At 37.9% G+C, this 22,201-nt stretch carries 14 protein-coding genes, 1 pseudogene and 1 riboswitch; of the genes and pseudogenes, 8 read left to right on the top strand and 7 right to left on the bottom strand.

Annotated features, from left to right (window positions below; genetic code table 11):
* Nucleotides 1-1,733: 1,733 nt before the first annotated feature.
* On the bottom strand, nt 1,734-1,931 hold the full coding sequence (locus ACFIKH_RS07475; RefSeq protein WP_375671350.1) for a Trm112 family protein: 198 nt from the start codon (nt 1,929-1,931) through the stop codon (nt 1,734-1,736).
* Nucleotides 1,932-1,952: 21 nt separating this feature from the next.
* Nucleotides 1,953-2,615, bottom strand: coding sequence for an LON peptidase substrate-binding domain-containing protein (locus ACFIKH_RS07470; protein WP_015856762.1), 663 nt, complete (start codon nt 2,613-2,615; stop codon nt 1,953-1,955).
* Nucleotides 2,616-3,060: 445 nt separating this feature from the next.
* Nucleotides 3,061-3,158, top strand: a riboswitch (glycine riboswitch).
* Nucleotides 3,159-3,294: 136 nt separating this feature from the next.
* On the opposite strand from ACFIKH_RS07470, the gene gcvT reads away from it, so the two are divergent.
* From gcvT to gcvP, 3 genes are read left to right on the top strand one after another with little or no spacing between them, the layout of a single operon-like run.
* Nucleotides 3,295-4,407, top strand: a complete 1,113-nt coding sequence (gcvT, locus tag ACFIKH_RS07465) for a glycine cleavage system aminomethyltransferase GcvT (protein ID WP_375627441.1) — start codon at nt 3,295-3,297, stop codon at nt 4,405-4,407.
* A gap of 6 nt (nt 4,408-4,413) precedes the next feature.
* On the top strand, nt 4,414-4,782 hold the full coding sequence (gene gcvH / locus ACFIKH_RS07460) for a glycine cleavage system protein GcvH (protein WP_273723568.1): 369 nt from the start codon (nt 4,414-4,416) through the stop codon (nt 4,780-4,782).
* A gap of 5 nt (nt 4,783-4,787) precedes the next feature.
* Nucleotides 4,788-7,583, top strand: coding sequence for an aminomethyl-transferring glycine dehydrogenase (gcvP, locus tag ACFIKH_RS07455; RefSeq protein WP_375671352.1), 2,796 nt, complete (start codon nt 4,788-4,790; stop codon nt 7,581-7,583).
* Nucleotides 7,584-9,054: 1,471 nt separating this feature from the next.
* Here gcvP and alr read toward each other — a convergent pair.
* The gene (gene alr / locus ACFIKH_RS07450) at nt 9,055-10,170 is read right to left on the bottom strand and encodes an alanine racemase (RefSeq protein ID WP_375648552.1); all 1,116 of its coding nucleotides are present in this window, start codon (nt 10,168-10,170) and stop codon (nt 9,055-9,057) included.
* Nucleotides 10,171-11,272: 1,102 nt separating this feature from the next.
* Between alr and ACFIKH_RS07445 the strand changes: the two genes are divergently transcribed.
* On the top strand, nt 11,273-12,100 hold the full coding sequence (locus tag ACFIKH_RS07445; protein ID WP_375627438.1) for a ferredoxin--NADP reductase: 828 nt from the start codon (nt 11,273-11,275) through the stop codon (nt 12,098-12,100).
* Between the two features lie 50 nt (nt 12,101-12,150).
* Nucleotides 12,151-12,566 (top strand): annotated as a pseudogene (locus ACFIKH_RS07440) (ferredoxin--NADP reductase); the annotation flags it as partial.
* On the opposite strand, the gene eda reads toward ACFIKH_RS07440, so the two are convergent.
* Entirely contained in the window at nt 12,545-13,210 is a 666-nt protein-coding gene (gene eda, locus ACFIKH_RS07435; protein ID WP_375627437.1) for a bifunctional 4-hydroxy-2-oxoglutarate aldolase/2-dehydro-3-deoxy-phosphogluconate aldolase, read from the bottom strand. The pseudogene ACFIKH_RS07440 and the gene eda sit on opposite strands and share 22 nt — an antisense overlap.
* A gap of 115 nt (nt 13,211-13,325) precedes the next feature.
* On the opposite strand from eda, the gene ACFIKH_RS07430 reads away from it, so the two are divergent.
* From ACFIKH_RS07430 to ACFIKH_RS07420, 3 genes are all read left to right on the top strand, one after another.
* Nucleotides 13,326-14,243: a rhodanese-related sulfurtransferase gene (locus ACFIKH_RS07430; RefSeq protein WP_375627443.1), complete on the top strand. Its 918-nt coding sequence runs from the start codon at nt 13,326-13,328 to the stop codon at nt 14,241-14,243.
* Nucleotides 14,244-15,948: 1,705 nt separating this feature from the next.
* Nucleotides 15,949-17,082 carry a type III PLP-dependent enzyme gene (locus ACFIKH_RS07425; protein ID WP_375626784.1) on the top strand — a complete coding sequence of 378 codons (1,134 nt, stop codon included), beginning with the start codon at nt 15,949-15,951 and terminating at the stop codon, nt 17,080-17,082.
* 75 nt (nt 17,083-17,157) lie between these two features.
* Nucleotides 17,158-17,742 (top strand): GNAT family N-acetyltransferase, encoded by a 585-nt coding sequence (locus ACFIKH_RS07420; RefSeq protein WP_375626786.1) that lies wholly within the window; start codon nt 17,158-17,160, stop codon nt 17,740-17,742.
* Nucleotides 17,743-18,690: 948 nt separating this feature from the next.
* On the opposite strand, the gene ACFIKH_RS07415 is transcribed toward ACFIKH_RS07420, so the two are convergent.
* The 3 genes from ACFIKH_RS07415 to ACFIKH_RS07405 all read right to left on the bottom strand — a co-directional run bounded on the left by ACFIKH_RS07415 (nt 18,691) and on the right by ACFIKH_RS07405 (nt 21,927).
* Nucleotides 18,691-20,262: a DHA2 family efflux MFS transporter permease subunit gene (locus ACFIKH_RS07415; RefSeq protein WP_375626788.1), complete on the bottom strand. Its 1,572-nt coding sequence runs from the start codon at nt 20,260-20,262 to the stop codon at nt 18,691-18,693.
* Between the two features lie 22 nt (nt 20,263-20,284).
* A complete protein-coding gene (locus tag ACFIKH_RS07410) occupies nt 20,285-21,379 on the bottom strand; it encodes an HlyD family secretion protein (protein WP_375626789.1) in 1,095 nt (364 codons plus the stop codon).
* A 155-nt stretch (nt 21,380-21,534) separates the two neighbouring features.
* Entirely contained in the window at nt 21,535-21,927 is a 393-nt protein-coding gene (locus ACFIKH_RS07405) for a Fur family transcriptional regulator (protein WP_015856750.1), read from the bottom strand.
* Nucleotides 21,928-22,201: the final 274 nt, after the last annotated feature.

The raw sequence follows: 22,201 nt of genomic DNA, 5'->3' as shown, positions 1-22,201 counted from the left end.
GATATGAAAACTTATCAAAAGAAACGTAAATGTGCGTATGATCTTTAATCACTCATTTGAATGAGAGAGCCTATAAAACGCTTGTTATGGCTATCAAACGTATCAATCAAATCAAAATGCTCGGTAGCTTTAACAAAACGGTTTTTACATTTACAAGCATTGGTTTTTAAAACAATCTCTCATAAAGACAACAAACAACCGCTTTTATCAAATGCAAGGCTTTAAAAACTGTTATAAACATCAGTTTCAAACGTTTAAACGTTCATTTAGAAAGGGTCTCATAAGCGTATTTTTAAACTATAACTTTTAAAACGTTTCTTAGTATCAAGTCTAAAGTAGATAGTAATTCTACTGCCATGGCATTGTTCGCTTCCATTTTTTTGTGGAAGCGAATACAGTTGCGTTCTTCAAAACTAGCTATGCACTATATTCATTAAAAAGCTTTTGATTTCATAAGATATAATGTTTTAAATTTCATGACCTTTATTTTCTACCTCGGTAAAAAATACCGTGGTTATAAAATCAATCTTGTCTTTAAATCCTTTGTGCAATCTTTATGAATTAAACCTATAAGCTTATGAATGCTTCAAACAGTTAATTGCTTTAATGCCATTTTAAGGTTTTTCCCAATTTTGGGGAAAACTATATGATCTCTATTTTCTATAAATACGTATCTTTTGATACAATTTACCTTATAACAGTTTCAAACGATTATCCTCTAATAGGTAATAAAATATTGCTATAAAAGATATAGATTTTTTGCTCCCCAATTTTGGGAAACAATAATATTTGGTCTTTATACGATTAAACAAACCAATCTTTAAAACAAGATGTGATCTTTAAACGTATGTTATTGAAAATTCCAAACAACTAAATTTTAAACAATGTGATTTGTGCTGTGATAAAACGTATCATAAAATTTATAAACTGTTATGAATGATAGCTGCTTTTCATTTCGTCTGAATGTACACATGCGTTATAATATTTGCATCATGATTAGCTTTTTATGCTCTATTCATACATGGCAATCTTATATAAAAAAGGGTCAAATGGATCATGCATAAAAGTGTGGATTCTTAAGTGGATTCATATAAAATAATTGCATATAACACACTGAATTTATTATGTTTTTATGAAATAAGCGTTTCCGGGGTCTGGAAGTGCTGAAACCGAGCCAGCCTCTTGCTTTTAGTGCTGAAAGCACTTGGACATAATAAGAGCCCTCGGAAATTCTGGGATATCCGCAAAAAGCGGGTTTATTTTATACTCGGTTTTAGGGCTTCCAGGCCCTATTGATCGCTGCGTATACGATCAAAAACACAAGTTCATTCATAGGATAATTTCTTTAAATCGTCAACCAGAGTGACAGCAGTTGTTTTGGTTGTTTTTTGCAAAGTTTACGTGCAACTGTTGCAATGCATCCCTTTATTTTGATGAAATTTAGGACAATTTCTTGGTGATCATTATGGGGTATGTTTAAAATTGTAACTATAAGACTTTATCTATTTATTTTGTATAAAAACGGAAGCTTCTTTTCGCATTTAGAAGCAAAAGACTTTTTAGAGTAAGTATAACATTTGAAGTTGGTAAAGAGGGGAGTTGGTAAAGAGAATGCTGGTGCTGGCGTGTAATGGATTAGCACTAATATTAAAAAGATTGCATGAGCAAAAGAGAGCTTTTCATAGAGCAGTGATTGATAACAGTTTTCTCCAGAAAAAATGAACGAAATTTTCTTATTTTTTATAGGCTACGTTTTCATTGTTTTGCAAAGGGCGCGCTTCTGAGGCAAGCATAATGGGGACGCCATCACGAATAGGATAGGCAAGTTTGGCTTTGAGAGAAATGAGCTCTTGTGTTTTTCGGTTGTAAGAGAGTGTTCCTCTCGTTATTGGACAAACGAGTAATTCGAGCATTTTGGGATCTGTGGTCATTTTTTCATTTTTTGACGTTTATTAGTTTAAACGGTAATCTGTACCTGTTTGTTTCATGAGTGAGCGTTCTGTTAATGCAAGAAGAGTTTGCGCACGGCTTTCGATATCTGGAGCTTCAAGGAGAGCTTGTTTTTCTGCTGGTGTAAAGGGGATAAGAGCTGAAAAAGCATTAACCAATATAGGTGTAGGGGCTTCTATGATACTGCTCCAATTATATTCCATTTCATGTATGGTTAGATATTTTTCTACAACGTCAAGTAAGCTTTCTCGGTTAATGCTTTCTTCAACATCAAATTCTTGCAAGTCTTTTATGTTTGATTGGATGAGAGCTGTTCGATAGGATTTTGTGTTTGTCAATTCTTGTTCTAAGGTGAAGCGGCAAACACCTTGTAAGATAATGAACAGTTGTCCATTTCCTGTTTCACTGTAGTTTGTAATGCGCCCTATACAGCCTGTTTTATAAAGTTGTGTAGAGAAGCGGTCTGTATCCGATGAAAGTGGTTGAATAATGCCCAATAGACGATCGGTTACCATAACGTTTTCAATCATTTCAAGTGATTCTGGTTCAAAAATGTTGAGTGATAAAAAACCACCGGGTAGTAAGAGTGCACCTTCTAAAGGAAAAAGGGCAATTTGCTTTGGAAGATCATTTTCGCAATTGTAAGAGATATTACCAGCTTTCATGAGTATTTTGTCACCTTTGTTCGGTAGTTTTAGTCTGTAAATAGTTGCAATTTATGACACTATTGAGAAAGCAGAAAACCCACTTCTTGTGCATTAAAATCATACTTATAAAATACTTGAAGTCCTAATTCTAAAAAAGAATATGAGACCCTATCTTTAAGGTTGACTGCGCGCGAAAGAATGTTGCTTTGCGATCTTTTTAGTGTGTGACGTTTTGCATGATTTTCAAGAGGTATTTTTGTTTATAGCTTTTGATTTTTTTCTTAAATTTCCTAAAATGTGTTCCTTGCAATTTTTGTAAGGTTCAAAAGGGTGCTATTATAAATCTTTTGAAGCAGCTTATGCAAGTTTTAAAATGAGAACATTTTCATCACTTTACTAATGACAGTGTGATAAAGATAGGCTATAGGTTAAAATATGCTGGAAAGAGCGTTATCGTTTCTTTCATTCTTTTGCGGGAGAGTGCAGATTGCGAATTTTCGCATTGCCGCCGAAGGGGAAATAGCCCATAATCTCTCAGGCTTTAAGGACCGTAAAAGGAAGAAGGCAGATCTGGAAAGTCGGGAGAGCCCGCGCCGAAGGTGTAAGCGAAAAATCTTTTCGCGAGTCTCTCAGGTTGATGACAGAGGGGGCAGAGACGGCCATATTCTGTGGGCGTTAGCGCAGCTTTGGAGTTATTATGGGCACAGCACAAGAAACATCTTTTTTAAAAACACTTCCTTTATATGATTTGCATGAAAAAGCAGGAGCAAAATTTGGTGCTTTTGCGGGGTGGAACATGCCCTTAACTTATCCTCTTGGCGTTTTGAAAGAGCATCTTCATACGCGTGCACATGCAGGTCTTTTTGATATTTCTCATATGAAATTGATTGCCGTTGAAGGGGCACAAGCCGTGGAATTTTTGTCCTATGCTTTTCCCATTGATGCAGCAGCTTTAAAGATTGGGCATTCACGGTATAATTATTTGCTTAATGAGCAGGCTGGTATTCTTGATGATCTTATCATTACCCGTTTGGAAGAGAGCCGTTTTATGTTGGTCGCCAATGCTGGGAATGCACAGGCTGATTTTGTAGAATTGGAAAAGCGTGCGGTTGATTTTGAATGTCAAGTGATTGCTCTTGAAAGGGTATTGCTTGCTCTTCAAGGTCCTGAAGCGGCTGCTGTTCTTGCTGATGCTGATTTACCAGGGAATGAATTGTTCTTTATGCAAGGATTCGAACCACAACAAGATTGGTTTATAACGCGTTCTGGCTATACGGGAGAGGATGGTTTTGAAATTGCTTTGCCTATAGGGCATGCGCATATGTTGGCTGAAAAATTGCTGAGTGATTCTCGTGTTGAGTGGATTGGACTTGCAGCACGCGATAGCTTGCGGTTGGAAGCAGGGCTGTGTTTGCATGGAAATGATATTACCCCTGATACGACACCTATTGATGCGGCTCTAACATGGGCTGTTCCTAAAAGTGTTCGAGAAAAAGCACAATTTTATGGTGCGAAGGCTTTTCTTGAAGCACTGCAAAAAGGACCTGCTCGTTGTCGTGTTGGATTAAAACCGCAAACGCGTCAACCTATTCGTGCTGGTGCGGTGCTTCTTGATGATCAAGGTAATGAGATTGGCATTGTAACATCAGGTGGTTTTGGTCCTTCTTTTGATGGTCCTGTCGCGATGGGTTATGTTCCTGTTGATTGTAAAGTTGAAGGGACACAAGTCTTTACAGAACTGCGAGGCAAAAAGATTGTATTATCAGTTCATTCACTTCCCTTTGTTGAACAACGTTATTTTAAAGGATGATTTTTTATGTCTAAAACTTATTTTACACAAGACCATGAATGGCTTAGCGTTGAAGGAAAAGTGGTGACTGTTGGGGTTACGCATTATGCGCAAGAGCAATTAGGAGATTTGGTTTTTGTTGATTTACCACAAAGTGGGACAAAACTTTCCAAAGGAGAGGCGGCGGCTGTTGTGGAATCGGTGAAAGCGGCTTCAGATGTTTATGCTCCTCTTGATGGTGAAGTGGTCGAAATAAATGAAGCATTGGCTGATAATCCTGAATTGGTAAATCAGAAAGCCGAAACAGAAGGCTGGTTATGGAAAATGACATTGCAGGATGAGACACAACTGGAAGGGTTGTTGGATAAAGATGCTTATAAGGCTTTGATTGGATGAGTGTCATGATCGAGCGTTCTTTTTCTTCTCGACATATTGGGCTGCGACCTGATGAAACACAAAAAATGCTTGATGTTTTAGAGCTTGATTGTGTTGATACACTCATTTCTCAAGCTGTTCCACGCTCTATCCATTTGGGACGTTCATTGAATCTTCCAGAGGCTGCTAGTGAAGTACAAGCCTTGGAAGAACTCTCCAAGATGATGGAGCGTAATTGTGTGCACAAAAGTTTTATTGGGCAAGGATATCATGGAACTTATGTGCCTCCGGTTATTTTACGAAATCTGTTTGAAAATCCTGCTTGGTATACTGCTTATACGCCTTATCAAGCAGAAATTAGCCAGGGTCGTTTAGAACTTTTGTTTTATTTTCAGACATTGGTGAGTGAACTCACAGGTTTGCCTGTTGCTGCTGCTTCCCTTCTTGATGAAGCAACCGCTTTAGCTGAAGCCAATGCCCTCGCTTTTCGCTTTTCCCGTGAGAAAAAGACGAAGATTTCTGTTCAGAGTCTTTTACATCCTCAGACTTTAAGTGTTGCGCAAACGCGTGCTGAAACACAAGGGATTCAGATTAGCCAAAATGGCGAAATTGCTTCTGATACAGCGGCAATTGTTTTATCTTGGCCAGATACAAAAGGTGCTTTTCATGATTACAGTGAGATCATAAAAGAGGCAAAGGAAAAAGGAGCTTTAGTTATCGTTGTGGCTGATCCTTTAGCACTTACCCTTATGGAGCCACCTGCTCAATGGGGGGCAGATATCGTTGTTGGCTCTATGCAGCGTTATGGCGTTCCGATGGGATTTGGTGGTCCACATGCTGGTTACCTTGCAGTGAGTGATGCGTTAACGCGTCTTATTCCAGGGCGTATTGTTGGTCAATCCGTGGATACGAGAGGGCGTGTTGGTTTTCGTTTAGCTTTGCAAACACGTGAACAACATATTCGACGCGATAAAGCGACGTCAAATATTTGTACAGCTCAGGCGTTGTTGGCTAATATGGCAACTGCTTATGCTGTTTGGCATGGGCCGAAAGGCTTACAAGCAATTGCGCAGCGAATTCATCATTTAACATGCCGTTTTGTTGCTGGTTTAAAGGCTGCAGGTGTTTTTTGTGAAGGAGAATCTTTTTTTGATTGCGTAAGCGTTGTTGTGAAGGGAAAAGCGCGAGAGATTGCGCATCAAGCCAAAATAGGTGGGCGCCTTATTCGTGTTCTCGATGATGACACTATTGCAATTAATTTTGATGAATTATCAACAGAAGAAGATGCTTGTGCTTTAGCGCAGCTTTTGGGGGCACAATTAGGCGATCAGGTTTCTCCTCGACTCTTTGGCAAAAAGCGGGATGCTGCTTTTCTTTCCCAGCCTTTTTTTCATGCGGTTCATTCAGAGACAGATATGATGCGCTTTTTGCGTCGCTTGGCAGATAAGGATTTGGCGCTGGATCGTGCTATGATTCCTCTTGGTTCTTGTACAATGAAGCTTAATGCGGCGGCTGAATTGATGCCTGTGAGTTGGGCTAGTATGGCCAATATACACCCTTTTGTTTCACAAGAGGATGCAGTGGGTTATTTGGAGATGATCGATCAGTTAAATGCGTGGTTGTGCGAAATTACAGGATTTGCGCAAGTTTCTTTTCAGCCAAATTCTGGTGCTCAAGGTGAATATGCGGGGCTTTTGGCTATCCGACGATATTACCAATCACGGGGAGAACATCAACGTACAGTTTGTCTTATTCCTGCATCTGCGCATGGTACCAATCCAGCTTCGGCGCATATGGCAGGTATGGAAGTCGTTGTGGTAAAATGTTTAAGCGATGGTGATGTTGATGTAGACGATCTCAAAATGAAAGCGCAATTGCATAAGGATAAATTGGCTGCTCTCATGATCACTTATCCTTCAACACATGGTGTTTATGAGGAAAGCATTAAGGAGATTTGTTCTATTATTCATGAAAATGGCGGACAAGTTTATTTCGATGGCGCTAATCTCAATGCGCTTGTGGGGCTTGCTCGTCCTGCAGATATTGGCGCTGATGTTTGTCATATGAATCTTCATAAAACATTTGCCATTCCCCACGGAGGTGGTGGTCCTGGTATGGGACCAATTGGAGTTGCAGCGCATCTCAAACCATTCTTACCAGGCCATGAACAGGATGGGACAACACATGCGGTTTCGGCAGCTCCTTATGGAAGTGCGTCTATTCTTGCGATTACATGGATGTATATTCGAATGATGGGGGCTGATGGCTTAAAATATGCAACACAAATAGCCATTTTAAATGCCAATTATATTGCTGCACGTCTTTCACCCGCTTATTCCATTCTTTATCGGGGAAAGCATGGACGTGTTGCTCATGAATGTATTGTGGATACACGTGTGTTAAAAGAGCAGTATGGGGTGAGTGTTGATGATATTGCAAAACGTCTCATTGATTATGGATTCCACGCGCCCACGATGTCATTCCCTGTTCCGGGAACTTTGATGATTGAGCCGACGGAATCAGAACCAAAAGCAGAAATTGATCGTTTCTGTGATGCTTTACTCTCTATTGCTGAAGAAGCAAAGAAAGTTGGTCGTGGGGTTTGGCCAAAAGACAATAATCCATTGGTAAATGCTCCTCATACAGTGGCAGATACTTTAGATGATGCTTGGGAACGACCCTATTCGCGACAAGAAGCTGCTTTTCCCAACAGTTCTCTTGATCCAGCCAGTAAATATTGGCCTCCTGTATCGCGTATTGATAATGTTGCTGGAGACAGAATGCTCATTTGTTCGTGTCCGCCATTGGGAAATACCTATTAAATAACAAATATGTATTTACTTTGTTTATTTACATAAACAAAAAAGCCCACACATTTTGTGTGGGTTTTTTACTTATTGATCATGTTATTATAGAGTTATTTGTCTATTTTCTAGAATTTTGCATAGTTTTTTATAACATGAGAAAAATCGAAAAAGTTGACAAAAAAACTGTGTTTTGTAGGCAATAGGCATGCTCTTCTTTGCCTTCTATCGTATGACATGGTTTTAGTGACTAGATGCATTGGTCTAGCCAGCTAATTCACGTAAACGAGAGTGAAACCTACGGGGATAGGGTCCAGTCTGTTGCATGTGTTGTGACATATTACTCTCACTAAGGTGACTACGACCGGTTGCAGAAAGAATAAAATCAATTTTAGTGCTTTTGATGATAAAGCCCCGCGAAACTCTATTGTTGCATCTTCTTAAGTCAAGAATTGCCTAAATATTTCTCTTTAATCTGCTTTTTATAACTATGACGCAAAAATATGTAAGAACACCTGTCAGAATGAGTAAATGCAAAACCAAATGTATTATGGTTGTTTTTTACAGAGTATCTTATAAAAAGCCGGCACATCTTTCCAATCAATTGTAAGTCAGTTTGTGACTTTACGATGTTGTTTTCCTAAGAGCCCGTGTGTTTTAGCTGTTGTCTGTAAATCCACATCCAATTTCAGAGAAATATAAAGCCGTAAAGGTGAAACTCAATCCTCAGTTTGTCATCTCCCTTTCAGCTTTACGGCTATCAGAAGCATCTAAAGCAATGTTTTTTTATAATGGGGATTACATATTGTCCCATGCTTTTATTTATTGTGTTCTTTAATGGGTGCCCAACCTTTATGTAAAACAGAACACTCCAAAAAGAATATGCTTTGGTTGTTAATTCACGTGTTTGTTTTAAAGAGACATTTCGCTCCCAATCCCATTTCGCGACGGCGCTCGTGAATGATACAACGATAAATCTATTGAGAGCTCCCAATCTTTAGGCTCTATGAAGGAAGAAGTTGGCACTATCATACACTTTTTCAGCCGCTTAATGTTATAGCTATTGGCACTTGAGATGGTTCATAAGAGGTATTCTTTTCTTAAATCATTTTTATCTACACATAGTCCAGTTTGTGGTATGCAAGCGAATGATTTTGATTGCTTCACTATGAACAAAGCTGAAAATAAGAGAAACTTACAAGACTGGATGTTTTGTTTGATATCTAGAGAATTAATATTTTGGTTTAATTGGGCAATTAATTTTAAAAACTTTGCAATAGATTCTTTTTTGTCAATTTATGGAGAAAAGGCTAAGTTTTTGTATTTTGAGTGAAAGCTACTTCCATAAAACAGTTCATCAATTTGTCTATTTTGAGATTTCTGTGAATGTGCGGTGTCTTTTATGTGATTGATTGTTTAAAATCTTTCGTAAAAGCTCCTCAATTTTCTAAAATGATGATTTTTATCAATTTATTTTTTAAAAGAGTTTTTATGTGTAAATGTATTTATAGCGGGAGCCAAGAGATGTTAGAATTTCATTGGGAAGGGTACCGGCATCTGTAGATACTTTTTCAAGTGTTTGATGGGGTCCAATGAGTTCTACCCAGTCACCTGTTTGAGGTTTTTGATCAAGATCGGTCGTATCTACAATAATGGAATCCATAGAAACCCGCCCAACCATGGGAAGTTTGTGCCCGTTGAAATAAACTGTTCCTTTATTCGAAAGAGCACGGAGCCAGCCGTCTGCGTAGCCTATAGAAATGGTTGCAAGAGTGCTTGGTCTGTTGGTTATAAAGCTTTCTCCATAACCAACAGGTTCTCCTGCATCAACAACGCGGTTTTGAATAACTTGGGCTTCAAGTTTTAAAACAGGTTTCAGAGGTGATGGGTATTTCCCTCGCGGATCAACTCCGTAAAGTGCAATGCCTGGACGAACAAGATCAAAATAAAAATCTGATCCTAGAAAGATACCTCCAGAATTAGCAAAGGAAACTTTGCAAGCAGGCAATTGCGCAAGGATGGTTTTTAAAGTAGCCAATTGTGTATAATTGGATGAATGTGTTTTGTCTTCTCCATTCGCGAGGTGACTGAGAATATATTTTATTTCTGCTTTTTCGAAAATTGTAGGGTGTTTGATGAGTTTTTGTAATTCTTTTTGATCCAGTCCTAATCGGTTCATATGGGTATCGATTTGAACAATTGCTGGAAATTTTTTATCTTTTTTTTGACAAATTTTTTGCCAATTTTCAATGGCATTCCAAGAGTTTAGAACAGGAACAATACCAGATTGTGCGACAAATTCTTCTGCTAAGTGTGGAAGTCCATTCAGAAGAGCAATCGTGACATTTGATGGTAAAATGCTTTTTAATTGGAGTGCTTCTATGATTTGGGCGACAAAAAAAGTGCGACAACCAGCTTGATAAAGGGCAGGAGCAATTTTGTGAGCTCCTAATCCATAGGCATTTGCCTTTACAACTGCTGAACATTGTGTTGGAGCTACACGTTTGGCTAAAGTGATATAATTGGAAACAATGGCACTGACATCGATGGTTGCTACAGCTACATAGAGTGATGTATTGATTTCATCATTAACGGATTTTTTCATTTTAAAAGCTTATCTGTGTTCGTGAAATACGGAGTTTTTTGGTTATTTCATTGAGGTTCTTTACGATATAGGGAAAGACACTATTTTCCATGGTCAAAATCATAAGGAGCTTATACTGAATTACACACCATTAAAGTCGTTTTTTATGTAAAATGGTACTCTGGATATAAGAGATATTTTAGTTTTATTTGTGTTATTAGCAACACGGTATCTTCTAATAATTTGTAAAACATAGACTTTTGTTTTTTACTTATTTTTCCTAGTTGAGGCATATAAAAAAATAAAACATAGTTTATTGTATTGTATCATTTTGAAGAGTGCAATATTAGGCTGTTGTTGCTGGTGCGATTGTTTGGATTAAACATTGCATGGGCTGCTTATTCAGAGAAGGTAAAATGATTAAATTAACCACTCTAAATCAATGCATTACAAGTTTTCTATCATGGGGGAAAGATCACTTATCTGTGCAATTTTGGATGTCGTCTCATGCACTTAAAGTTATTTTTGTTAAATGGAAAACAGTGTGTAAACACTTTCTGATACATTAAAAACTGTTGATTTAGAAAGCCCGTTGATTTGGATGTTGTTGGTTTTCAAGATGGATTGGGTATCCAATATTTACTTTCTATTGTTTGATTGGTTTTTAGTGAAATCAATTTTATCGCTTTATAGTGCGCGTTAGACTCTTTTATTTATGGATATTTATCGAAAGAGCAGTGTAAAAAGGTCAGTAAGGAAAAGAATAGATGTAATACCGGAAATCTTGTTGAAGATTCGTGCGGTTATCGTTCAATCAACAAAAATTTATCTCTCTTATTTAAAGGTTTTGGGTCATAAGTTTTGTTAAGCGAGAGAGTGTTATAGCGTTACAATGGAAAAATATGCATTATGTGTTAAAGGGAAAAGAGCCCCATGACTGTTTAATACTCAAAGTTTTTGTTTTTCTTTGAATGGGATTTGTATCCGCATTTTCCTCATTCGTTTAATAAAGTGTTAATCTTGAGATTTTTGTTTTAAGAAAATTGTTGGCAGATGGTTATGCAAGTACTATATCACGTCAAGGATTCGAAATTTAACGTTCAATAAAGATATGGGGAAGAGTATGAATACGTCTGCTACCAATGTTCCGTCAAACATCAGCAGCGTTGCAAATTTTTCGATTCCTGAGAATGTGTTCGCCCTTACTGTCCAAGAGGTTTGTCACTATACAGATCGGTTATTTAAATTCCGTTTGAATCGTCCGGACAGTTTTCGTTTTCGTTCGGGTGAGTTTGTTATGATCGGTTTGCCAAATGCAGAAAAGCCGGTTTATCGCGCTTATTCGATTGCAAGTCCCTTTTGGGACGAACAGCTTGAGTTTTTTTCGATAAAAGTTCCGGGGGGGCCTTTAACCGAGCATCTCCAAAAAATTAAAATTGGTGATACAGTTCTCATGCGTAAAAAATCTACAGGAACACTGGTTCTTGATGCTCTTATTCCTGGAAAACGTCTTTATCTTCTTTCAACTGGGACGGGGGTTGCTCCTTTTGCAAGTCTTATTCGTGATCCTGAAACTTATGAAAAATTTTCAGAAGTTGTCCTTATTCAAACAACGCGTGAGCAGAGTGAGTTAGTTTATGCAAAAGATCTTGTTTCCTCTTTGCAACACGATCCTCTCATTGGGGGATATGCACAACAGTTGAAATTTTATCCTATGACTACTCGTGAACCTTCTGAACATATGGGGCGTATTACGACTGTTATGGAGAGCGGGTGCTTTTTTGAAACAACGGGCCTTCCTAAAATTCATCCTGATGAAGATCGGGTGATGATTTGTGGTTCCATGGCAATGTTAAAAGATTGTGCAAGGATGTGTGAAAGTTTTGGTCTTGTTGAAGGGGCCAATAATGCTCCTGCTACTTATGTTGTAGAGCGCGCTTTTGTGGGATAATGAGTGAGGAAGTTGATGCTTTAGCTTCTTTCAAACCGGTACGTTTTTTTCCTTTTGCAAGCCTTATTCGTGATCCTGACACTTATGAAAAATTTTCAGAAGTTGTCCTTATTTAAATAATGCGTGAGCAGAATGAGTTAATTTATGCAAAAGATCTTTTTTCCTCTTTGCAACAAGATCCACTCATTGGAGCATATGCACAACAGTTGAAATTTTATTTTATGACCACTCGTGAGCTTTCTGAGCATATGGGGCGTACTACGACTGTTATGGAGAGCGGGTGCTTTTTTGAAACAAGCGGCTTTGAAACAATAGCACTCCCCAAATTTCATCTCGCTGAAGATCGGGTGATGATTTGTGGTTCTATGGCAATGTTAAAAGATTGTGCAAGGATGTTTGAAAGCTTTGGTTTTGTTGAAGGGGCTGATGTTCTTGCATTTTACATTATATTGTAGAAAGAGCTTTTTTCGAGGGAGAGGGAAGTTGTGATGCAGTATATGCTAATGCAGTAATCGAATCCCAATCACTTATTGCAATAAGTTGTTGGGGCGCTATCCAAGAACCGCCAACGCAGAAGACGTTAGGCAGTTGGAGCCATTGTGTTGCACTTTTTTGTGTAATACCGCCTGTTGGGCAAAACCGGATATCAGAGAAGGGAGATGCTAAAGCTTCGATGAAGGCAATACCCCCAGCGGCTTCAGCTGGGAAAAATTTGAGATATGAATAGCCTTTGTTTAATGCTTGCATGAGTTCACTTGGGGTCATTGCAGCGGGAAGAAGGGGAATTTCACTATTTTTTGCACAATTGATTAATTCATTTGATAATCCGGGGCTTACAATAAACTTGGCTCCCGCTTGTTCGGCTTTTTCGTAATGTGTTGTGTTGAGAATTGTTCCGGCTCCAACAATTGCTTCAGGGACTTCTTGTGTAATTTTCTGAATTGCTTTGAGGGCATTTGGTGTTCGCAAGGTGATCTCAATTGTTTTTAATCCGCCTTTGACAAGAGCGCGTGTTAAGGGTACAGCACTTTGTAGATTGTCAATGAGCAAAACAGGTATAACAGTTTGTCCTTGGAGATATAGTAAAAGCTTTTCTCTTTTTTGGCACATGATATTTTTTCTTCTTGGAGATGATATTATTTGTATCGTTTGATTAAGCACAATATGTTAAAGAGTACATGAATAAATCTTGAAATTGAATGAAACGCGCGTTATGGCAAAACACATGGAAAAGAATTTTAAAGTTGCTGCACTTTATTGCTTTGCAGATTTGAAGCATTATCATCAATTACAAAAACCTTTGCAGGATTTATGTCAAGCAAAGGATATCAAAGGCACTTTGCTTTTAGCACAAGAGGGAATTAATGGAACGGTTGCTGGTTCTTGTGCTGCGATTGAGGCGTTGGTGGATTTTATTACCGCTGAGCCAGCGTTTCAAAAGCCGGAGATTAAATATTCATGGGCATCAAAAATGCCTTTTCATCGCATGAAAGTGCGGTTGAAAAAAGAGATTGTGACAATGGGGGTTGAAGGGGTTGATCCACTAAAAGTTGTGGGTACTTATGTGGATCCTGAAGATTGGAATGCTCTTATTCAAGATGAAGAGACAATTTTGATCGATACGCGTAATGATTATGAATATGCGATTGGAAGTTTTCAAGGAGCCATTGATCCGCAGATTAAAACATTTCGCGAATTTCCTGAATGGGTTCTCAAGCACGAAGCTGATTTAAAGAAGAAAAAGAAAATTGCTATGTTTTGTACAGGCGGTATTCGGTGTGAAAAATCAACAGCTTATGTTCGTGAGCTTGGTTATGATCAGGTGTACCATTTAAAAGGAGGTATTCTAAAATATTTAGAAAAAATTCCAAAAGAGGAAAGTTTATGGTGGGGTGAGTGTTTTGTTTTTGATGAGCGTGTTTCTGTTCAACATGGTCTTGAAGAATGTGGACGCGAATTATGTCGCGCATGTCGTTCTCCTATCAATGCTGAAAGCAAATTATCGCCTCATTATGAGGAAGGTGTTTCCTGTGATGCTTGTTATAACACGCGTAGTGAAGCCGATAGAGAGCGTTTTCGTGAGCGCCATAGGCAGTTTCAATTGTTGAAGTTGCGTGCAATTGATTCTCATCAAGGGACGTAAGGATAGCGCAGTGTAGCGCTGTAAATTTTAGCATTTTTCTCTTAAATTTAAGAGAGAAGCGTTTTTTATATTGGTAAAAAAATATTTTATAAGACCGGATATTATTCGGTCTTTTTGTTTATGTTAAATTATTTGATTTATAAATAATCATTATAGATCGTTTTCTCTCCTGACATTTTATAGGATTGAGTTTTTAAATACTTTTCATTTTAAAATAGAAACTCTCTTCACCAACAGTGCAGGGGAGGGAGATTTATAGCTTAAGAGAAAAGCGTATGAATAAGATGTGATTAATAAGAGGAGATGAAAAAGCAGATGCTAGGTGGGAAAAATAAAATGATAATAGGAATTTATGATTCCAGAATTTAATATAATACATTAATTTATAATGATAATTTATTTTGATTTGAATAAATAGAGTTAAATATTGTGAACTTTATTGCTTCCAGATTAGATGAGAATGATCGCGTAAAACTCATTCACTTGTACGTTGCAAATGGAAGCAACGTGTGGACAAAAATCATTTTAGAGAAGGTGTTATGAAACATTTCAATGTAGGAGTTTTTGCCATATTGGGAGTTGGCAGATAGAATGGGGGCGTTTGTTTTTAATTTGATAAGTATAAAGAGGGTGAGATGTAGTTGATCTATATCATACAAGTTATATTATACGGGGAATTCTTCATGATATTTTGCTTAAGTGATGCTGTAAAATGGATGTGGAAGCAGGGATGTTTTTTTAGGATTTAAATAAGAAAGATAATGGTATTTGTTGGAGAAGGGCATCATTATCTTTAAAGATGATGGTGCTTCAGTCGTGTTACTATCCCCAGTTTTCAATTTTGCTTATCCTTGCATTTGAGAGGATGTATAAGAGGTACTCCTTTTTTCAATTGTTTTTTATTTGTGATGTGCAAAAGAATGATTTTCATTGATTCATTGTAAGAGGGGTGAAATAAGAGAATTTTATGTTGAGATTTTTGTTTAAGGGCAAAATAATAAATTATCATTATAAATTAATGTGTTGAGTAATTTATTTTGCGTTATTTTCTGCTGCGGATATTAGGAGATAGAGTAGGGCAAAGAAACGAGGGGCTTTAAAAGCAAGACAGTGATTTATGTTGCACGGATAATGTAAGGGGTGTGATCTCATGAAAGCGGATGTATAGCTTTGTCTGGTGGAGGAGAGTGTTGTTTTTTCGCATCATTTTATCTTTAAGAATTAAAAAATGTTTAAAATTAAAAAAATGATTGAAATGAGCAAGAATTCGTTTTATAGGACTCCTTGCCCAAAGTCGCACGTGCCTGTGGGTGTCCGCTGGTTCTCAAATGGTGAGATTAACCGGTACGGTACCTGGAACTAACCGCTCCAGTCATTCTTACAGCCAATTGCAAGAATGAGGACATCTTGAAGCAACGACGGTGCGGGCCTTTCTGGTGTCTTCCAGCTTTTAAATGCTGGGATAACTATAGAGGCACACCTCATTGCCTTCAGTGCGGAAGTGGTTTTCTCAACTCCAATCAAAAAGGCAGATAAAATAGAATAACGCGGTTTCGCGCTGTTCTTTCGCTGCATGCAATGCTAATTTCTGGTTTTTTGTAATCAGAATGGGGATGGTTGTTGTGTGTTTTTTGTCCTTTAGCTTTTGGCAGCTTTGGCTGTCCAAGCATAGAGTGGGGGAGTTTTCCCTCAAGGAGAATTGCAGATGGCAACGCAACGTATTCGCGATTTTCTTGCAACACATCGTTCTGAAGGTCCATGCTTAATTGTTGACCTTGATGTTGTTCGTGACAACTATTTAAATTTTGAAAAAGCTCTGCCTCAGTCTCGTATTTTTTACGCAATAAAGGCAAATCCAGCTCCTGAAATCTTGCGTTTGCTGAGTTCTTTAGGATCTTCTTTTGATGCGGCGTCTGTTGCAGAAATTGAAATGGCTTTAAAAGCAGGAGCAACGTCAGAGCGTATTTCTTTTGGGAATACGATTAAAAAAGAGCGTGATATTGCACGAGCATATGCATTGGGAGTTTCACTTTATGCCGTTGATTGTGTTGAAGAAGTAGAAAAAATTGCGCGTGTTGCTCCAGGAGCACGTGTTTTTTGCCGTGTTCTTACTGATGGAAAAGGTGCAGAGTGGCCATTGTCACGCAAATTCGGTTGTGTTCCAGATATGGCGGTTGATGTTCTAAGACGGGCACACCAATTAGGTTTACAAGCCTATGGTGTCTCTTTTCATGTTGGGTCTCAGCAGGTTGATTTGAGTGCGTGGGATCGTGCTTTATCGGATGCTGCTACAGTTTTTAAGCGTTTGGAACAAGAAGGTATTTCGCTGAGGTTGGTGAATATGGGGGGCGGTTTTCCAACGCGTTATTTGAAAGATGTCCCTACAGAACAAGCTTATGGTACAGCAGTTTTTGATTCATTGAAAAAGCATTTTGGTAATCGTATTCCTGAGACGATTATTGAGCCTGGGCGTGCGATGGTTGGCAATGCTGGTGTTATTCGTACAGAAGTTGTTCTAATATCCAAAAAAGCTGATAACGATAATGTACGATGGGTTTATCTTGATATTGGAAAATTTAATGGTCTTGCTGAGACTATGGATGAAGCCATTCGTTATCCTATTGAGACACCTCATGATGATAAGGTTATGGAGCCTTGTATTTTGGCTGGACCAACATGCGATTCCGCAGATGTTCTTTATGAAAAAACACCTTATCCGCTTCCTCTATCCCTAACGATAGGAGATGAAATATTGATTCATGGAACGGGGGCTTACACAACAACTTATGCATCGGTTGCTTTTAATGGTTTTGAGCCTTTACGATCATATGTGATCTGACATTTCCTTTTAACTATAGGTTTTTTGGATTTTTTGCTATGCTCGTCATGGCGCTATAAGAGGGCGGTTATAGAGATGAACATGATGAATTTTCAAACAAAAGATGGGGCATGTTTTACACTTTCATTGGAGCAAGAAGCCGATAAGCCTTATCGAGAAATTTTGCTTGATTCAACGATGGGGTATGGACGTAAACGTAAATCATCAGAGGCTTTACGTCGTGGGCGGTTAGCTGCTCAAGGGCTTTCTTTTGTGGTTAAAAATGCGCTTGGAGAGCTTGTGGGAAGTGTCCGTCTTTGGCATGTTTCTTTTTCTAAAGGAAAAAATAAAACACAACATGCTTTACTTTTGGGCCCCTTGGCTGTTGCATCTGAATGTGCTGGTATGGGAATAGGATCAATCTTAGTCCGCCATGTAATTGAAACAGCAAAAAAATTAGGATATGGCGCCATTTTGCTGGTAGGGGATTTTGAATTTTATCAACGTTTTGGCTTTTCAAATAGTTTAACAGAAAATTTGGCAATGCCTGGTCCTTATGAAAAGCATCGCTTTCAAGCGTTGGAACTGATACCACATTATCTTTCTGGGTGTTATGGCACTTTAGTTCCTAGTGGAGAACGAGAAGTTTCAAATGGTTTTCAGCATCATAAAGTGGCTTGAGGATAGTGTTTATTTTGTTTTTTAACAGCTGGCATTGAGGAGAGCATACTGTTTTGGCGAGTGCCAAAGCATTTAGCGGTACAAAGTTTTTGGGGAGTTGTATTGCGATTTTATTATATGACTTTTTCTTTATGTGGCTGATTTCTTATTTTTGATAATTTCAGTTAAGTGACTAGGAATATATTTAAAGCTCATTTTTGGGGAATAGCGTCCTATTTTATAATATTAAAGGAACTGGATTTTTGAGTGGTCTTGTATTCTTTTAAAGCCGGTATCATCATGCAGTTTTCCAGTTTTCAATATCGTTGGTAGATCTTGCATCAAAACGGTTGGATATTTTACTTTTTTCTTAAACAGTTTTTATCTCTTTGCTTTTTATGTAAAAGGGAATAGTTGCAATTGGCATGAGAGTATCTCATACAAAATGATTTTCTCATGTAAAATTTCGCATTCAGAATCAAAAAATGTTACCCTACACATTATAAGGGAAATAGGTGTGTGAATAAAAATCACAAGAATCATCAATCTTTTATGAATATTCGTGTGAGAATCAAAAGAGTGAAGGACAAAGAATCTTACAGAATAGTTTTTATGAAGATAGTAGCGTAAAAAGGGGGGTAAATAGATGAGAGATTTAATGACAGGCGCAAATATTGTTTTAACGTTTTTTTCTCTATGGTGATAAATCAGAAATCTTATAGAAATAGCTGCTTTATCTTTATGGTGTGGAGCACTTTAGATAAGCTCTTTATTTATTATCATCTAAGATAATTTTTGTATGCGAGAAGTTATTTTTAAATGCGTAAAGAGCCCGCATTGAACTGAATTTTTATCAGAAGAATCATTTAGAATCACAAGTTGATTTATACTGTCTCTTGAAAAGAGATAAAGTACATAGGAAGCTCTAAAGTCATAAGGATGAAAAATATTTCTCAATTTTAATTAAGTTTAGTGATTTGGTGGTGAATCCATGAGAGGTGGTATTTTTTTAAGAAAAATGGTCATAACTGTCAAAGTACCAAAGATAATGGTTATGATAAAGAAAATATCACTAAAAGCCATAATCGTTGCTTGTATGCGTACCATACCAAACAATTGAGAAAGAGCCAGAGTATAGGAATCAAAGGTTTCTGTTTTGAAAAACAAAGTAAGCTTTGAAAGCATTTCTGTTGCTTGTCTGTTTCCGTGGTTAAGCGTTTCAGCTATTCGTTCATAATGGAAGTCTGTGCGTTTTGTCATGAGAGTGCTGATAATGGCAAGCCCTACAGCACCACCTAGATTCCGTGTGAGATTAAAGAGTCCAGAAGCATTTTGCATTCGTTCTGGCGGGAGTGTTCCCAAGGCAATATTATTAATAGGAACCATACACAACATCACAGAAGCACCACGGAAAACTTGCGGCCAAAAGAGTTGCAAAAAATCCCAGTTATCTGTGATAGAGCTCGCCATCCAAGTGCCTACTGCAAAACCCAAAAGTCCTATTGCCATCATTAAACGTGCATCCATTCGTGCTGAAAGAAATCCAGCAAGCGGAGCAGTTAATAACATGGCGAATCCTGAAAGAAACAATGTTTCTCCAATCATGAGCGCATCATAATGGCGGATTTGGCTTAAATAGACAGGATAAAGATATGTAAGTCCATAAAGACCTATTCCTAGTGCAAAGGAAAAAATGGATGCAGCAGAAAAATTAAAATTAGAAAAAGTAGAGAGATCTACAATGGGTTCTTTTGCTGTAAAAGCACGCCAGAAGAATAAGGCTGCAGCAAGAATCATAATAATGAACAAATCCCGAATCAGCCTATCACTCAGCCAATCATGACGTGCTCCTTCTTCTAGAACATACTCTAAAGTTCCCAAGAAAGTAGCCATAGAAATGAGTCCTAACCAATCAAATTTCTTCATTAAAGAGGGATCAGCTTTATCAAAATCAATTAATTTCCAAGCGAGAATTGATATGATAATCCCGAAGGGTACATTGATGAGAAAGAGCCAATGCCATGATGAGAGATGACAAATGTAACCTCCCACGGTTGGACCAATGGTGGGGGCTAATGTTGCGACCAGTCCGACGATAGGGGTAACAATGGGACGTTTGGAAGGAGGAAAAAGGACATAGGAGGCAACAAAAACACTAGGGATAATTCCACCACCAATAAAACCTTGTAGTGCGCGATATAAAATCATCTCTCCGATAGATGTTGCCGTTGCACAAAGAACAGAAGTAATCGTAAAACCGATAGCTGATAAGGTAAAGAAAACACGTGTTGAAAGCAATCGTCCTAAAAATCCAGAAAGCGGCAACATGATGACTTCAGCGATAAGGTAGGAGGTTTGAACCCATGAAATTTCTTCAGAGCTTGCTGCAAGCCCCGCTTGAATTTCAGCTAAAGAAGAGGAAACGATTTGGATATCTAAGATTGCCATAAACATGCCAAAAGACATAGCAATAAAAACTACAATTTTGTGCAATCCAATGCTTTCTTGAGACTGTATGGGCTCTGGTATGGAAGATGTCATCGTAAGATCTTCTACTTTTTTGTTATAAGAGACTTTTATCTTGTGGCTTTGTACGTGTGTCAACTTTCACTGAAACACTCATTCCTGCTCGGATATGTCCGTTTTTTAAGACTTCTTCTGGAATAGAAATACGTACGGGAATGCGCTGGACAATCTTTGTAAAGTTACCAGTAGCATTTTGTGGAGGCAAAAGAGAAAAAACAGCGCCTGTTGCGGGCGAAATAGAAAGCACTTTTCCTGTAAAAAACTCCTTTTTGAAGGCATCAATAGCAATATAAGCCTTTTGTCCTGGGTGAATATTTTGCAACTGTGTTTCTTTATAGTTTGCTTCAATATAAAGTGCATGTATGGGGACTAACGCCGCAAGACGTTGGCCATTTACAACAAAATCTCCCGTTTTTGCTGTTAAATTTCCTATAACTCCATCAAATGGCGCTCGTATAATGGTCGAATCAAGATCACGTTGTGCTTTTTCACGCGAGAGTTCTAAACTCTTTGTTTGGCTTTCTATTTCACTTCGTTGCGCTTCTAGCACTCGGATATTTGCACGTGCTGCAGCTATTTGTGCATCCGCTCTGTTAACATTCGCAATGGCTTGTTCATAAGCTGATTTGGCATCATCAACATCGGATTGAGGAGCATAACGATTTTTTTTCAGTTCTGTTACACGTTTTAAGCTGAGTTGTGCATTGGTTGCTATGGCTGAAGCAGCGGCTTTTTGTGCTTTTGCATCATCTAAAGCACTACGAGCGGCTGTGATTTGTGCATCAATGCGTAGAAGTGTTTTTTTCTGTGTGTTAAGATGCGCTTCTGTTTGATCCAAGGCTATTTGATAATCACCATTGTCTAGGTAAAATAAAACATCGTCCTTTTTTACAACTTGGTTGGCTTTAATGGCAATTTTTTCAATATATCCATTTAATTTAGTCGCAATAGCTGCTATATCTCCTTGCACATAGGCATCTTCAGTAGCGAGTATATAACGCCATTGCGTTACCCACTTATAGCTAAACCAAATAACAAAAAGTGCAAAGATAATAAGAAGAGCCTTGATTGCTTTCTTTTGTTGCGTTTTATTGAAATTTTTGGTCGAAAAAATTGTCTCAGCTACGGACATGATTTTATACTTTCAATATTTATGTTCCACTGAGTATAATAAACCTATCGCTATAGACTAGGGTGATATACATGCAAGGACGATAAAAGCTTTTCAAACAATAAGATAATTTCCGAAACATAATGCTAAAAATATGAACTTGCAAGTTCAAGGTCTTATTTTGTTACGCATTTTTTACAAAGACCTCGTACTTCTAGGGTGCTTTTGTGGGCTTGGAAGTCAACAGCTTGAACCATCTGTTTTAAACTCGATACAATCGTTTGATTTTGTATTTCATTGACTGTACCACAGTTTTCGCAAATTATAAACGTTGTAAGTTCATGTTGACAGTTTTCAGGGTGTAAACAGACCATAAAGGCATTTACACTTTCAAGACGATGAATACACTTTAACTGTACGAGTTTTTCTAACGCACGATAAACTTGGAGAGGTGCACGAAAGCCTTCTTCGCGTAAGTGATTGAGAATCGCATAAGCACTTAAAGGCCCTTTTGCATTTTTTAAAGTGTTTAAAACCAATGTTTGGTTACGCGTCAGTTTAGATGACATTGACATCTTCCTTTTGCTCTCATGGCAAAGCATAAAGCGTGTAAGAGGTTTATGCAATGGTGATTATAGAATATGTACTCTATCTTTAGCCTTTTACATGACATCATTGTGATATGTAAGAAAAGTTGCAATCGTTGTGAGGGGAGGGGTATTATAATCTGAAAGCCGCTGTTATCTAGTAAGGAACTTTTATACGCTTTTTATTTTAGTGTAATGTATTGAAATACAACCAGATGTTTATGTTATTTTATTTTAAAAAAAGTAAAAAATGATA

This window comes from Bartonella sp. SD1336NMGDW, assembly GCF_042193565.1.
GTDB lineage: Bacteria > Pseudomonadota > Alphaproteobacteria > Rhizobiales > Rhizobiaceae > Bartonella > Bartonella grahamii.
This window is presented reverse-complemented; position numbering and strand designations above follow the sequence as displayed.

Coding starts and splice junctions, on each gene's coding strand:
- gcvH (WP_273723568.1), top strand. CDS start 4,414: ATGTCTAAAACTTATTTTACACAAGACCATGAATGGCTTAGCGTTGAA.
- ACFIKH_RS07425 (WP_375626784.1), top strand. CDS start 15,949: ATGGCAACGCAACGTATTCGCGATTTTCTTGCAACACATCGTTCTGAA.
- ACFIKH_RS07475 (WP_375671350.1), bottom strand. CDS start 1,931: ATGACCACAGATCCCAAAATGCTCGAATTACTCGTTTGTCCAATAACG.
- gcvP (WP_375671352.1), top strand. CDS start 4,788: ATGATCGAGCGTTCTTTTTCTTCTCGACATATTGGGCTGCGACCTGAT.
- gcvT (WP_375627441.1), top strand. CDS start 3,295: ATGGGCACAGCACAAGAAACATCTTTTTTAAAAACACTTCCTTTATAT.
- ACFIKH_RS07410 (WP_375626789.1), bottom strand. CDS start 21,379: ATGTCCGTAGCTGAGACAATTTTTTCGACCAAAAATTTCAATAAAACG.
- alr (WP_375648552.1), bottom strand. CDS start 10,170: ATGAAAAAATCCGTTAATGATGAAATCAATACATCACTCTATGTAGCT.
- ACFIKH_RS07415 (WP_375626788.1), bottom strand. CDS start 20,262: ATGACATCTTCCATACCAGAGCCCATACAGTCTCAAGAAAGCATTGGA.
- eda (WP_375627437.1), bottom strand. CDS start 13,210: ATGTGCCAAAAAAGAGAAAAGCTTTTACTATATCTCCAAGGACAAACT.
- ACFIKH_RS07470 (WP_015856762.1), bottom strand. CDS start 2,615: ATGAAAGCTGGTAATATCTCTTACAATTGCGAAAATGATCTTCCAAAG.
- ACFIKH_RS07420 (WP_375626786.1), top strand. CDS start 17,158: ATGAACATGATGAATTTTCAAACAAAAGATGGGGCATGTTTTACACTT.
- ACFIKH_RS07405 (WP_015856750.1), bottom strand. CDS start 21,927: ATGTCATCTAAACTGACGCGTAACCAAACATTGGTTTTAAACACTTTA.
- ACFIKH_RS07445 (WP_375627438.1), top strand. CDS start 11,273: ATGAATACGTCTGCTACCAATGTTCCGTCAAACATCAGCAGCGTTGCA.
- ACFIKH_RS07430 (WP_375627443.1), top strand. CDS start 13,326: ATGGAAAAGAATTTTAAAGTTGCTGCACTTTATTGCTTTGCAGATTTG.